Source organism: Acinetobacter sp. 10FS3-1 (assembly GCF_013343215.1).
Taxonomy (GTDB): Bacteria; Pseudomonadota; Gammaproteobacteria; order Pseudomonadales; family Moraxellaceae; genus Acinetobacter; species Acinetobacter lwoffii_C.
This window is the reverse complement of record NZ_CP039143.1, coordinates 2,639,762-2,653,649: the sequence shown is the minus strand read 5'-3', so window position 1 is coordinate 2,653,649 and position 13,888 is coordinate 2,639,762. Positions and strand designations below refer to the sequence as shown.

At 47.0% G+C, this 13,888-nt stretch carries 9 protein-coding genes and 2 tRNA genes; 1 reads left to right on the top strand and 10 read right to left on the bottom strand.

Features of this window, described 5'->3' with window-relative positions; translation table 11 throughout:
- Positions 1-4 precede the first annotated feature (4 nt).
- The 6 genes from E5Y90_RS12555 to E5Y90_RS12530 all read right to left on the bottom strand — a co-directional run bounded on the left by E5Y90_RS12555 (position 5) and on the right by E5Y90_RS12530 (position 9,127).
- A complete protein-coding gene (locus E5Y90_RS12555; RefSeq protein ID WP_174660356.1) occupies positions 5-2,842 on the bottom strand; it encodes a monovalent cation/H+ antiporter subunit A in 2,838 nt (945 codons plus the stop codon).
- 667 nt (positions 2,843-3,509) lie between these two features.
- Entirely contained in the window at positions 3,510-3,680 is a 171-nt protein-coding gene (locus E5Y90_RS12550; protein WP_174660355.1) for a hypothetical protein, read from the bottom strand.
- A 470-nt stretch (positions 3,681-4,150) separates the two neighbouring features.
- The gene (locus E5Y90_RS12545; RefSeq protein WP_151206660.1) at positions 4,151-5,653 is read right to left on the bottom strand and encodes a 3'-5' exonuclease; all 1,503 of its coding nucleotides are present in this window, start codon (positions 5,651-5,653) and stop codon (positions 4,151-4,153) included.
- A gap of 19 nt (positions 5,654-5,672) precedes the next feature.
- Entirely contained in the window at positions 5,673-6,455 is a 783-nt protein-coding gene (gene hisIE / locus E5Y90_RS12540; protein WP_174660354.1) for a bifunctional phosphoribosyl-AMP cyclohydrolase/phosphoribosyl-ATP diphosphatase HisIE, read from the bottom strand.
- A 212-nt stretch (positions 6,456-6,667) separates the two neighbouring features.
- Positions 6,668-7,555, bottom strand: a complete 888-nt coding sequence (locus E5Y90_RS12535) for an SDR family NAD(P)-dependent oxidoreductase (RefSeq protein ID WP_174660353.1) — start codon at positions 7,553-7,555, stop codon at positions 6,668-6,670.
- A gap of 294 nt (positions 7,556-7,849) precedes the next feature.
- Entirely contained in the window at positions 7,850-9,127 is a 1,278-nt protein-coding gene (locus tag E5Y90_RS12530; protein ID WP_151206661.1) for an O-acetylhomoserine aminocarboxypropyltransferase/cysteine synthase family protein, read from the bottom strand.
- A gap of 310 nt (positions 9,128-9,437) precedes the next feature.
- On the opposite strand from E5Y90_RS12530, the gene ettA reads away from it, so the two are divergent.
- The gene (gene ettA, locus E5Y90_RS12525; protein ID WP_151206662.1) at positions 9,438-11,099 is read left to right on the top strand and encodes an energy-dependent translational throttle protein EttA; all 1,662 of its coding nucleotides are present in this window, start codon (positions 9,438-9,440) and stop codon (positions 11,097-11,099) included.
- Between the two features lie 510 nt (positions 11,100-11,609).
- Here ettA and E5Y90_RS12520 read toward each other — a convergent pair.
- The 4 genes from E5Y90_RS12520 to gltX all read right to left on the bottom strand — a co-directional run bounded on the left by E5Y90_RS12520 (position 11,610) and on the right by gltX (position 13,849).
- The gene (locus E5Y90_RS12520) at positions 11,610-11,951 is read right to left on the bottom strand and encodes a hypothetical protein (RefSeq protein ID WP_151206663.1); all 342 of its coding nucleotides are present in this window, start codon (positions 11,949-11,951) and stop codon (positions 11,610-11,612) included.
- 143 nt (positions 11,952-12,094) lie between these two features.
- Positions 12,095-12,170 (bottom strand) — tRNA-Glu (locus E5Y90_RS12515).
- A gap of 37 nt (positions 12,171-12,207) precedes the next feature.
- Positions 12,208-12,283 (bottom strand) — tRNA-Ala (locus E5Y90_RS12510).
- A gap of 57 nt (positions 12,284-12,340) precedes the next feature.
- Positions 12,341-13,849, bottom strand: a complete 1,509-nt coding sequence (gene gltX / locus E5Y90_RS12505; RefSeq protein ID WP_174660352.1) for a glutamate--tRNA ligase — start codon at positions 13,847-13,849, stop codon at positions 12,341-12,343.
- Positions 13,850-13,888: the final 39 nt, after the last annotated feature.

Genomic DNA, 13,888 nt, shown 5'->3' with positions numbered 1-13,888 from the left:
TTTATTATCCTCTTGGTACCGGACCGGTCATGCTGGAGTGGCGGGAGTCGCCCAGAACTGAGATCATCAGCATGGTGGCACCTACCACCGTAATATATACGCCGGCATCAAACAGGGCCGCCGAAGCCAGATGCATTTCTCCCAAGATGGGTGGCGAGACATAAATATGTGCACTGGTCAGGAAGGGGCGTGACCAGAACCAGGCCGCCACACCGGTGAGGCCGGCGATGGTTAAGCCTACACCAATCCAGATTTCATAGAGACGTCCAGATTTAGCCCCCAGCAGTTTTTCAGCCTGATCCTGACCGATTGCAATATACTGAATAATCAAGGCCAATGAGGTTACCAGACCGGCAATAAATCCCCCCCCTGGCAGGTTATGGCCTCTGAGGAAGATATACAGGCTGATCACCAGTGCGACCGGTAAAATCCAGGATGCAGTGATCCGTAGCATGAGAGGCGACGGATTAAAGCGATAGGTCAGGCCTTGGGTCATGGTAGCGCCATGCGCGCGCATGCCATCCATCAAGCTGAGCACTCCAATGGCGGCAATACCCAGTACGGTAATTTCGCCGAAAGTATCAAACCCACGGAAATCGACCAGAATCACATTGACCACATTAGTACCGCCGCCCAGAGGAATGGATTGTTGCAGGAAGAACCAGGACAATGAATTATGATCGCGGGTTAAGATCAGCCAGGCAATGACAGCAATGCCGACACCGCCTGTAATGGCGATAATGGCATCGCGCCAGCGGCGAGACATGCTGGACTCATACGGCGTTAATTGAGGTAATAAAGACAGGCTCATGAGTAGCAGTACCGTAGTGACCACATCGACCGTGATCTGGGTGAGCGCTAAATCTGGTGCCGAAAAGCCGATAAAGACCATCGTGACAACCAGACCCACCGCACCACTAATCAGTACCGCCTTGATCCGCTCATGATGAAACCACAGCATCATCCAGCAGGCCGAGAAGAGTAATAGCCACAACACAATCGCCAGGGTAGGCGCATGCGTCAGTTCACGCGTACCGGCAGTGATGCCATTGCCGATCAGGGGCAGGGCAACCAGAGTTGTGGTAAACAGCATAATCCATAAGAGATAGCTTTGCAGCTTGCCATTTTCAGTGGCGCGACGGAAACGGCGCGAATTTAATAACAGGCTTTTCAGAAACAGGTCAAAGAGAATGCGGCCCTGTAATCTGCCGAGTTTCGGGTCCAGATCAATTTCACGAATGGTACCGCCTTTGGCCAGCGCAAAATAAAAGATTACCCCACCAATCAGGGCAACTAGACTCATGAACAGCGGCAGGTTAATACCATGCCATAAGGCCAGATGGGTTCCTTCAAATGCAAAGTTCTGGGTGGCAGCCCGCGCTGTACTATTGACGATGTTTTCAACCAGTAAAGCAGGCAGCAACCCGACCAGAATACATAAGATGGCCAGTAAGGTGGCTGGTGCACGCATACCGAAAGGTGGCTCATGCGCTGTTTTATTCGGTACTTGCTGGCCGAGCGGCCCATCAAAGAACACGCCATGTACCAGACGAATAGAATAAGCAACTGCAAAAATACCAGCCAGAGTTGCAGCAATGGCTGACACCACCATTACCGGACCACTTAAGGTCGAAACCAGTTCGGTAAAGAACATTTCCTTGGACAGGAAACCATTGGTCAAAGGCATACCTGCCATCGAAGCGGCCGTGATCATTGTCAGGGTGGCGCTAAAGGGAAGCAGCTGCCATAAACCGGATAGTTTACGCAAATCACGCGTGCCTGACTCATGGTCAATAATACCGGCAATCATGAACAGCGCTGCTTTAAAGGTGGCATGGTTGATAATATGGAAAATCGCGGCGGCCACTGCCAGCGGTGAGCCAATACCGAGCAGACACATGATCAGGCCCAAATGACTGATGGTCGAATAGGCAAGCAGACCTTTCAGGTCCTCTTTAAAAATGGCAAAGAAGGCCGCTATCAACAAAGTGAACAGGCCAACGAAGGTCACGATATTATGAAATAACGCGGCTCCGGCAAAAATTGGCAACAAACGTGCTATTAAAAAGAGCCCGGCTTTGACCATCGTCGCTGAATGCAGATAGGCAGACACCGGTGTAGGCGCGGCCATAGCATTCGGTAACCAGAAATGAAATGGAAACTGGGCACTTTTGGTAAAAGCGCCGAGCAGAATCAGCAACAAGGTGGGAACGAATAAATGATGGGCCTGAATCTGCTCAGTCATGGTCAGAATCTGGTCGATCTGATAAGTTCCCGTCATCTGACCCAGTAGGATAAAGCCACCGAGCATGGCCAGACCCCCCATACCGGTAATGGTCAGCGCCATACGTGAACCGCGCTGTGCCGCCTCGTAATTGCTCCAGTAACCCACCAGCAGGAAGGAGGAAATACTGGTCATTTCCCAGAACACCAGCAGAATCAGCAGATTATTAGATAATGAAATACCAAGCATGGCTGCCATAAACAGCATGAGCAGGATGTACAGTTTACTGAGCGAATTTTTGGGGCTGAGATAGTAGTAGGCATAAATGTAGATCAGCGTACCAATACCGCTAATCAACAGGGAAAAGAGCAGGCCCAGTGAGTCCAGACGGAAACTGAAATCGATCCCGAGTTGCGGTAACCAGGACCAACTTTGAGTAATGACGGCACCCTTAAATACTGCAGGTGCCTGGCTCACTAAGAGTAGAAAACTGCTCAGGCTGACGCCAATTGCGCCTAAAGCCGTTACCCCGCGGGAAAATTGCTTCAGCCACGAGACAAGGGTTGTGCCTAATACTAAGGGTAACAATATAATAATCGGCAGCACACTCGTATCCATTGTCGTGTTTAGGTTGTAATAAACCTAGGGTGAAATTTTATCTTTCAAGGATTACAGGAGCACAAAGAATGATCCAAAACTTCTCGATCTTGAAAGCCAAAATGGTATTCAAAAGAATAAAAACAGTTGTATTGCACAACCTATAAACGATAGCAAATTCCGATTTCACAGTGAAATTTGCAGATAAAACCGATCATATTACAGGATAACCACAACATCAACGTTTTTATTCAGAACATTTCAATTATACGTGAGCTGATTTTTCAATGGGGTGGATGCTGAAATCGCTCGGATTAAATTGACCGAAAATAAAGATCAGATCAGGCATCTTGATTGATAAAAATGGATAAAGTCGCCATTTGAACCCAGAAAATGCTAGAGCGTTAATCATCGGCAGAGCAATCCATATAATGCTTTAACTTAAAATTTATCGCGAATGTGTTTAAATCAGATTAAGGTAATTCTGGCCGGGGCGGCGGATTTTTTATTGAATGAGAACTTGTACGAGTAACTGCTGCGGTTCAGCGCGAAGCTGCGCCGGCATCAGCTGAAATATTTCCAGATGACTGAATGGGCTAGATGGATGTTTTAGCGGAAAGCTTGCACAGGTAGCCGCACACTGACTGCGCTGTAATCCCAAGTCAGTATAAAGCGGCTCAAATTGTAGCTATGAAGCTTGCAGGCTGAGTTTTAACAGCTGATCAATACTTTTTGCACGTTGTGCATTTTCAATATCGCTGATTTCATGAAAATACTCGCAAAAACGAGTAAACAAGGTCAATGCAATCACAGTAATATCGTAAGTATGCGCTGTAACAAATCGCCGGATTATTTTCACTTAAGAGCTGAACATCAGGGCATCAAGCGGTTGGCTTACCCCGCTTTACTGAGTACTAGATCTTTATTGTTCAGGGCTTTATAAAGTTGCCAGAAATAGGAAGGAAGAGGCTATCAGGTCTATCTGGCGGGACTCCGCCAATCACTCAATCTCTTCCAGAAAACGGACCTGAAAATCAATCTGGGAGCGGAGCCGGTATTGTAAAATGTCCTGATCTAACAGGTTTAGCCCCCGCAGTCCGGCCATCGTGGTCACGTGCAGCAAACCAGGGCAGTGCCTGATCACAGCAACGCAGTAGAAAAAGTGCTTTTGCCAGTGTCCTAAGCAGCTAAAAGCAGCGTAACCGGGCGCTGAGGATTAAAATCCGGGCGAAGATCAGAAAATTACAGCGTATGTTTCGGTCGAATGGATTCAATATATATAGAATGCATAGATCACCTGTCTCTGAAGCTTGACCCTTTAGGAGGTGACTAGCCAATGGCTTGGCGCAGTGATTGTGGCATTCTGAGCTTTAATTGTTGAATCAGGTCATAAATATGATGAATATTTAAGCTTACTTTAGCGCGTGTACAGGCCACATACAGTAAACGTAATTCCTCATCGCTAATTTTATGATCTTTTTCATTCAGCTTGAACTGATAGTCATCTTCGATATGTACCCGATCCCATTCTAGGCCTTTGGCCTTGTGCGCCGTAGAAATAATATAATCAGCCTGGGCAATCGGGGTAATTTTGGCCAGCGCTGTTTTGAGTGAATCTGTGCCGTGTTCATCGACCAGTTTGACCAGCGGCTTGATGTCACTGCCTTCATTGGTTTCGCAATACTCATGCACATCATGCCAGGAATTAAACCAGGCCAGTTCCGGTACATCAATGACGCGTTTCCCTTGTTTGAGCATGCTGGCAGCATCGACAAAGCGGTTCAGCTTGACATGATCCGCTTGCAGACTGACTTTATCCCCCCGAACCAGACCGGCCAATAGCAGCTCCATCGCCCGGGCATTGGTACGGCAGAGAATTGCATCCCGCATTTTGGTGTGCGGTTTATTGACCACTTTGGAATTCAATAAGGAATTACCCAAGAGGGGGACAGTTTCATTCAGTGCGCCCAGAAGAGCATTGGCATTCAGCGCAATTTCGGGGCCAAAACGGAAAGAGGTGGTCAGGCGCGACTCCGGCAGCGGCAGTTGCTGCATGGCATTGACCGCACCGCGCCAGGCATAAATCTGCTGATGCGCATCACCGACATAAATCACCTGGGTATTACGCTGTTTTAGTAAAATACCCAGCATCAGGGGGTCGGCATCCTGTGCTTCATCAAAAAGTACATAGTCTGCTGGAATATTCGGTTCAGACAGTGCCCAGAGCTTGAGATAAATATCATGCCCGATTCCGGCCTGATGGTTCGGATCAATGGACTCCAGCCAGCGCCGTTCGACTGCCGGATAAAGTTTCTGCTGTAGCATTTCGATGTCATCTGGATGCAGCCAGCTAGGTGCCTGAATATGTCGTGGAGCAGGGTATTGTGAACTGGTAGAGCAGAAATGTCCGACAGCATTGGCCACCAGACTGGCCAGACGCGAAGGCATCAGCACATATTTTTCATAACGTCCGCCCATCATGCGACGCAAGGTCATCGGTTCTAAACGATATTCCTTGGCAATAAAGCTCGGGCTTAAACGTGGCAGACGCAGCTTATCTGTGACTCCACGTGGAACACTGCGAAAAGCCAGCGAGTGGAAGGTACGGCAGTCCACACCGCGATGAAACTTATTTTGCGCTTCAGAGGCAATCGCCTTGTTAAAGGCCAGGTACATGCCACGCCGCCCCAGCATGGCATCACTGATCATTTGCAGGGTGGTGGTTTTACCTGTGCCGGCATAGGCAATTACCTTGAAGGATTTACCCAGACGTGCATTATCAATGGCAGTGGCCTGCTCATAGGTGGGTTTGGGTTTTTGCAGATCAGACACCGTACTCTTCATTCACGATTTAATGTAGACGATTGGCTTTTTCAACCAGACCAGATAATCCCTGACGGCGCGCCAGTTCATTCAGAACCAGTTGCGGCTCAAGGTCGAAATAACCGAGCATGACAATCGTATGGAACCACAGGTCAGCCACTTCATAAATCAGGTCATTTTTATGGTCTTCATTGGCTTCAGCTTTAAAATCCTTGGCCGCAAGAACAGTTTCAACGCTTTCTTCACCCACTTTTTCCAGAATCTTGTTCAGCCCTTTATGGTATAGCTTGGCCACATAGGAGGAATCCGGATCGGCTTTTTTACGCTCTGCCATCATTGCACCGAGGTAAGAGAGGACTTCTACCTGTTCAGACTGAGCGGTGGACGCACTCATGGCGAGGGTATGCGGGTTGGTGGTTTTTTGCCCATAAATTGTATTTGGATCTTTTAACTGGGCGTCCACGGTTTCCCAACCATTTTGAGTCAGTTTGCGATAAAAACAAGACTCACGGCCAGTATGGCAGGCAATGCCGCCATGCTGCTCAATTTGCAGAATGATCACATCTGCATCGCAGTCGAGGCGGATTTCATGGATAGTCTGAAAATGTCCGGACTCTTCCCCCTTATGCCATAACTTGTTGCGTGAACGGGAAAAATATACAGCCTGATTCTTCTCGGCAGTCAAAGCCAGCGCTTCACGGTTCATCCAAGCCACCATCAGGACACGCCCGCTCTGGTGATGCTGGGCAATGGCAGGGATCAGACCTTGTTCGTTAAATTTTACTTCATCGAGCCATTGCATGTTATTCATAAGGGGTTCCATTACTTGAATCTGAATATAAAAATATGGATTAAAAATATCCGTCCATAGTGTACGTGATCTCGTCGCATTTGCGGCAAAAATCTGTAGCTGAAAAGACAGCAGGTGTCGTGGTACATTGAGATTATATTTTTCTATGCTAAAAACACACAGGTTTAAAAAAACAAAAACCGCCTGTTCAGGCGGCTTGAGTCTTGGGGTTCTTACCAGTGTTCGCCCGGGAAAATCCGTGCATAGGCCTTTTGTACCCAGTTCAGTTTCTGTGGCTGACCAACCGAAGCCGAAGAGCTTGGGAACAGGTTATAACCAATCGACATCAATACATTGTTGATGTCCGGGGCAACAGCATAAGTAATTGAAGCCAGACGTCCCAGATGGGTCGCCACTTTCTTCGGACGTTTGACAATTGCATAGGCAACTAGTGCAGCTGCCTGCTCTGGCGACAGGGTAGGCACATATTTATAGATCTTGGTGGGTGCAATCATTGGGGTACGTACCAGCGGCATATAAACCGAAGTAATTGCCACCTTATGTGAATGGACCTCAGCTGACAGACAACGGCTAAACGCATCCAGTGCTGCCTTCGATGCCACATAGGCCGAGAAGCGGGTCGCATTGGCCAGTACGCCAATCGAGCTGATATTGATGATATGGCCAGCACGGCGGCTCATCATTTGTGGCAGGATATTCATAATCAGACGTACTGCACCAAAATAATTCAGCTGCATGGTGCGCTCAAAATCATGAAAGCGGTCGACTGACTCATGGACAGCACGACGAATCGAGCGGCCAGCATTATTGATCAGAATATCGATATGATCGACAGAGGCAATGATCTGTTTGGAGACTTCGTCAATCGCTTCCATATTATTCAGATCGCATGGAAAAATCGAGGCTTTACCACCTTTGGCTTCAATCTCTTGTTGAACCTGCTCCAAGGTTTCCTGGGTACGTGCCACCAATAATACATGTGCGCCAGCCTCAGCCAGCTGATGAGCTGTGGTCAAGCCGATCCCGCTAGAGGCTCCGGTAATCAGAACCGTTTTACCTGCGACACGTTTTTCCAATTGTTTCTGTAGTTTAGTTTTCACGTTTGTTATCCCTAATTTGAAAATAGCATTCAAATTGTTTTTTATTAAAAATCAGTGAAGGCTCTAACAGGAAATGAGAGCGAAGATGAGTCACAATATGATAATCAATTCTTCAGGAAAATCTAGACATTAAGCTATTGAAAATACAATAAAAATTAGAGTAATTGCTCTATTTGTACTCATTGTTTCATTTGATTTTTAACACGAAAAGTAAAAGCAGAGCAAGTCTCTGTTTTAAAAATAAATAAAAAACTCCATCTCGAAAGATGGAGTTTGTTGAAGGAGTAATATGTTTTAGACAGCGGCCAACGCCTGCTCAAGATCGGCAATCAGATCATCAATATGTTCAATCCCGATGGATAAACGTACCATATCTTCACTAACTCCCGCAGATTTCAGCTCTTCAGGGTTGAGCTGGCGGTGAGTAGTGGTAGCCGGGTGACAGGCCAGACTTTTGGCATCACCGATGTTGACCAGACGGGTAAACAGTTGGAGTGCATCAATAAAGCGTGCCCCCCCTTCGCGCCCATCTTCAACTCCGAAAGTCAGAATGGCTGATGGTTTCCCTTTCACATATTTTTGTGCCAAAGCATGCTGTGGATGGTCTTTTAAGCCGGCATAATTGACCCATTTTACCTTGGCATGTTGTTGCAGGTATTCGGCTACTTTCTGGGCATTTTCGGTATGACGCTCCATACGCAGGCTTAAGGTTTCTAAACCTTGCAGAATCAGGAAAACGTTCTGCGGGCTAATTGCGGCGCCTGTATTGCGTAGCGGTACGACACGCGCACGTGCAATATAAGCCGCTTCGCCCAGCACTTCGACATAATTCACGCCATGATAGCTTGGGTCTGGGGTATTTAGTGTTTTAAAGCGCTCAGGGTATTTACCCCATGGGAACTTGCCACTATCCACAATGATGCCGCCAATTGAATTGCCGTGACCGCCGATATATTTGGTCAGGGAGTGCACCACAATATCCGCACCAAAATCAAAAGATTTTTGCAGGACTGGAGTCGCAACTGTATTGTCCACGATTACGGGAACCCCATATTCATGGGCAATTTTGGAAATGGCTTCCAAGTCAATAATATTCCCCAGCGGATTACCAATCGATTCAACAAATACCAGTTTAGTCTTGTCATCAATCAGTTCACGTAGTGCTTCCGGATTTGCATAATCAAAGAAACGTACTTCGATCCCTTGCTTTGGCAAGGTGTGGGCAAACAGGTTGTAAGTACCGCCATATAAAGTTGAAACGGATGCAATATTGTCACCTGCTTCCGCAATGGTCTGAACGGCATAAGTAATTGCAGCCATACCCGAAGCCAGGGCAAGTGCGCCAATTCCGCCTTCCAGGGCAGCAACCCGCTGTTCCAGCACAGCCGTAGTCGGGTTCATGATACGGGTATAGATATTTCCCGGGACTTTCAAGTCAAACAGATCTGCACCGTGCTGGGTGTTGTCAAACGCATAGGAAGTGGTTTGATAAATCGGAACGGCGACTGCCTTAGTAGTGGGTTCGGGGCTATAACCTGCATGAATGGCAAGAGTTTCTGCTTTGTAAGTCATAAGATTCGATCTTCTTGATGTTTTGGGTATGGGGTGAGTCTAGCATTCTGGATATACACAAAAATGCATATTTACTCAATTGAATAGCTTAATTATTTATATAGAATCCTTGCAGGAATGCAAGTTTTTTACTAAAAAGCGCGGTTTGAAAATCCGCTCAGATAAAACTTGTAACAATGCATTGAAGTCCAGAGGAATGGCTTATGTTTTCGAGGCATTCTGCGTATAATAGCGGATAATTTTTTCGCTCTTTTTGAGAGCAGGGGGATAAGTTTTGCCCCCATTTGGTTTTTCAGTTGAGGAGTCCTACGTGGCCCAATATATTTATACGATGAACCGAGTGTCGAAGATGGTACCGCCGAAACGCGAAATCCTGAAAGACATCTCTTTATCATTTTTTCCGGGTGCAAAAATTGGTGTGCTTGGTTTAAACGGTGCCGGTAAGTCCACTTTGCTCCGTATTATGGCGGGCGTAGACAAAGATTTCTCTGGTGAAGCACGTGCACAACCAGGTATCAAAATTGGCTACCTAGAGCAGGAACCACCGCTAGATCCAAGCAAAGACGTTCGCGGTAACGTTGAAGATGGTGTGCGTGAAGCGCTAGATGCGCTGGAACGTCTAGATCAGGTGTTTGCTGAATATGCCGAGCCGGATGCTGACTTTGATGCGCTGGCCAAAGAGCAGGAAAAGCTGGAAGCGATTATCCAGACTTGGGATGCACATAACCTGAACAACCAGCTGGAACAGGCTGCGGCAGCATTAAACCTGCCCGCATGGGATGCAGATGTCAGCCAGCTGTCGGGTGGTGAACGCCGTCGTGTGGCCCTCTGCCGTTTGCTGCTGTCTAAACCGGATATGCTGTTGCTGGATGAACCGACGAACCATCTGGATGCAGAATCTGTATCTTGGCTGGAACGTTTCCTGAAAGATTTCCCGGGCACAATCGTGGCGATTACGCACGACCGTTACTTCCTGGATAACGTTGCCGAGTGGATTCTGGAGCTTGACCGTGGACATGGTATTCCTTATCAAGGTAACTACTCTTCATGGCTGGAGCAGAAAAATGCCCGCTTAGAGCAAGAGAACAAGCAGGAAGAATCTTTTGCCAAGGCGTTGAAAAAAGAGCTTGAGTGGGTTCGTACCAATGCTAAGGGTCAGCAGAAGAAAAACAAGGCGCGTATGGAGCGTTTTGAAGAGCTGAACTCGCGTGAATTCCAGCAGCGTAACGAAACTTCTGAAATTTATATTCCACCTGGTCCACGTCTGGGCAACAAGGTGGTTGAAGTTGAAAACATCAGCAAATCCTTTGGCGATAAGCTGCTGTACAAGGATTTATCTTTCACTGTACCACCAGCGGCAATTGTCGGAATCGTGGGTCCAAACGGTGCAGGTAAAACAACGCTATTCCGCATGATGACTGGCGAACAGCAACCGGATACTGGCACTGTAACGCTGGGTGATTCGGTTAAAGTGGCGTATGTGGGCCAGATCCGCGACACGCTGGATGACAATAAAACCGTTTGGGAAGAAGTGTCTGGTGGTCTGGATATCCTGAAAATCGGTGATTATGAAATCGCTTCACGTGCTTATATTGGTCGTTTTAACTTCAAGGGCCAAGATCAGCAAAAACGTGTAGGTGGTTTGTCAGGTGGTGAGCGTAACCGTTTACAGCTGGCGAAAATCTTGCAAATGGGGGCAAACGTTATCCTGCTCGATGAACCGTCAAACGACCTGGATATCGAAACTTTACGTGCACTGGAAGACGCGATTCTGGTCTTCCCGGGTACTGTCATGGTGGTGTCGCATGACCGTTGGTTCCTGGACCGTATTGCTACTCATATCCTGTCATTTGAAGATGAAACACCGGAATTCTTCACAGGTAACTATGCTGAGTTTGAAGAATACCGTCGTAAGCAATATGGTGATGATCTGACTGCCAAACGTCAGAAATATCGCAAAATTGGGGCTTAATTCCCGCACATAAAAGAAACCAGTCTCCGGACTGGTTTTTTTATTGATTGCTCTTTCATGATTTCCTGTTTACAGGCTTGTTTATTGGCATCCTTTGGTCAATGACGCTGCTATAAAAGTATTTCTTTCGTGTGTGGGTGATTTGAAAACAGAGCTGGAAATTTTAAACTAGAGCAGTTGAGTGTTATGGTTTTGAAAATACTTGCCATTGGCTGCCGAACAGTGAAACTCCCGCTACAGTGTGTTCGCAAGTAAGCTGTTTAAAGCGCAGGATTGGCCAGTGATGATAGGCTACCTAATTTTGAAGCTCATATATTTTTAAAATAGCTTTCTGTCGTTCATTCTGAATGCGAGCATTATATTTTATCATCCATAAAAACAGCAGAGCGGTTTTTCTGACTTGAGAAATTGGTCGTTGTGAAGCTGGTAATTGCGCTTGGTTTTAAAGATTTTCTATGGGAATACAAGCTGAGGATCAAATGACCATCAGCTTGTTGAATGATCGAGGATTCAAATTTCCCATTGATGATCACATTCGCGGCATTTCCATTTTTTCTGGTTTTGCATGAAGGCCTGCATGGAAATTTTAAAATCTGGCAGATCTTTATAGAACAGGAAGCCTGCGATCAGGCAGACAATAAACACGATTACAGTCGCCATCTGTAGGGTTGAACCCGCACCATCACCAAAAATCCACATGGCAATACTGATAATAACCAGCAGTAATAATACAAAGAGGGCAGGTACCAGGAAAACCAGGCTTTTGGGTACGACAGGGCGTGCTGTCACTTGGCCAGGTTGGGCCAGTGGCATGATTTTCGGACTCTGACATTTAGGGCAGCGATATTGCATTACAACTCCAAAATTCTAAATTACTGATTATTTTATCGGAAGATAGGCAGAAACCGAAGACTGGCCAAAATAAAACATACAGACAATAAAAAACCCAAGTCATAATGCTTGGGTTTTTTATAAAGATGTTGCCATCTTGAATATGGCGTCCCTACGGGGATTCGAACCCCGGTTGCCGCCGTGAAAGGGCGATGTCCTAGGCCTCTAGACGATAGGGACAAATGAGGCAAATACACAGGCAAAGCAAGACTTGGTTTGGTGGAGTCAAGGAGGATCGAACTCCTGACCTCTACAATGCCATTGTAGCGCTCTACCAACTGAGCTATGACCCCAGTCTGTGTGAGCGCTATATTAGGGATATAACGCTCAGCCGTCAACAAAAAAATGAATTAAGCTTGATTGACTGCTTCATTTTTCGGCAACTTTAGGCTTTCATTCAGTTTTTCCCAAGTTTTTAGCTCTTTTTTGCTTGGGCCACCGACAATTTCCAGCGCATGACGTAAGCGGGCGAAGGTCAGGTCAGGGCCAATGGTGACCATGGTTTGCATCACTGGGGTAGAGGCAGTAGAACCGGCAATTGCAATAAAGAAGGCCGGCATGAAATCACGCAGCTTGATTTCCATTTGAGTAGCCAAGTCCATCAAGGTTTGGCTTACCGTATCATTATTCCAGGTAAATAGGCTTTCCAGACGCCAGATTGCAAATTGCAGGCTTTGGCGAACCTGTTCTTCGGACAGCTTCTTGCTTTCAAACTGCGCTTTACTGAGTGTCGGGAAATGGTTGAAATAATGCGCTGACCAGTTGACAGCTTCAGACATTAAATTAATGCGTGGCTGAATCGCAGCAGCGATTTCTTCCAGTTTGGCACGGTCTGCTTTCCAGGCCAGTAAGGTATCTAAGAGTTCAGCAGGAGACAGGGCTTTAATCCACTGACCATTGAGCCAGTTTAGTTTCTCAACATCAAAGATTGGGCCACCCAGAGAGACCCGTTGAATGTCAAAATGTTCGATCATTTCAGCCAAAGTGAACTTTTCACGCTCATCCGGCATCGACCAACCCATCCGGCCCAGATAGTTCAACAAGGCTTCCGGCAAGACCCCAATATCCTTGTAATAATTAATTGAGGTTGGATTTTTACGCTTGGACAGTTTGGACTTGTCCGGATTACGTAACAACGGCATATGGCACAGGATAGGCATCTCCCAGCCAAAGTACTGGTATAGCAGCTGGTGTTTGGGTGCCGATGGAATCCATTCTTCACCACGGATCACGTGGGTGATTTGCATCAAATGATCATCGACTACGTTCGCCAGATGGTAAGTTGGCAGGCCGTCAGTTTTTAGCAGGATTTGCATGTCGACTTGCGCCCATGGAATTTCCACTTCACCGCGCAGCATGTCATTAAAGGTGCAGATACCTTCAGTCGGTACTTTCATGCGGATAACATGCGGCTCACCCGCCGCCAGACGGCGCTCCACTTCTACTGGCGAAAGCAGCAGGCCGCGGCCATCATAACGTGGGGTCTCACCGCGTGCTTGCTGCTCAGCACGCATCTGGTCAAGTTCTTCACTGGTGGCGAAACAATAGAAAGCACGGCCTTTTTCGACCAGTTCCAGCGCATATTGCTTATAGATGTCCATGCGTTCAGACTGACGATAAGGTGCATGCGGACCACCTACATCTGGACCTTCTGACCAGTTCAGGCCTAACCAGCGCAAGGAATCCAGAATCATCTTTTCAGATTCAGGGGTTGAGCGCAGCTGGTCTGTATCTTCAATCCGTAAAATAAACTCACCGCCATGTTGCTTGGCAAAGCACAGGTTAAACAGGGCGATATAAGCAGTACCTACATGAGGAAAACCAGTAGGAGAAGGGGCAATACGCGTACGAACAGTCATAGTCGAATAAGGTCTGGAATATGAATTTGCCTCTATTAT

Coding starts and splice junctions, on each gene's coding strand:
- gltX (WP_174660352.1), bottom strand. CDS start 13,849: ATGACTGTTCGTACGCGTATTGCCCCTTCTCCTACTGGTTTTCCTCAT.
- E5Y90_RS12555 (WP_174660356.1), bottom strand. CDS start 2,842: ATGGATACGAGTGTGCTGCCGATTATTATATTGTTACCCTTAGTATTA.
- E5Y90_RS12520 (WP_151206663.1), bottom strand. CDS start 11,951: ATGCAATATCGCTGCCCTAAATGTCAGAGTCCGAAAATCATGCCACTG.
- E5Y90_RS12530 (WP_151206661.1), bottom strand. CDS start 9,127: ATGACTTACAAAGCAGAAACTCTTGCCATTCATGCAGGTTATAGCCCC.
- hisIE (WP_174660354.1), bottom strand. CDS start 6,455: ATGAATAACATGCAATGGCTCGATGAAGTAAAATTTAACGAACAAGGT.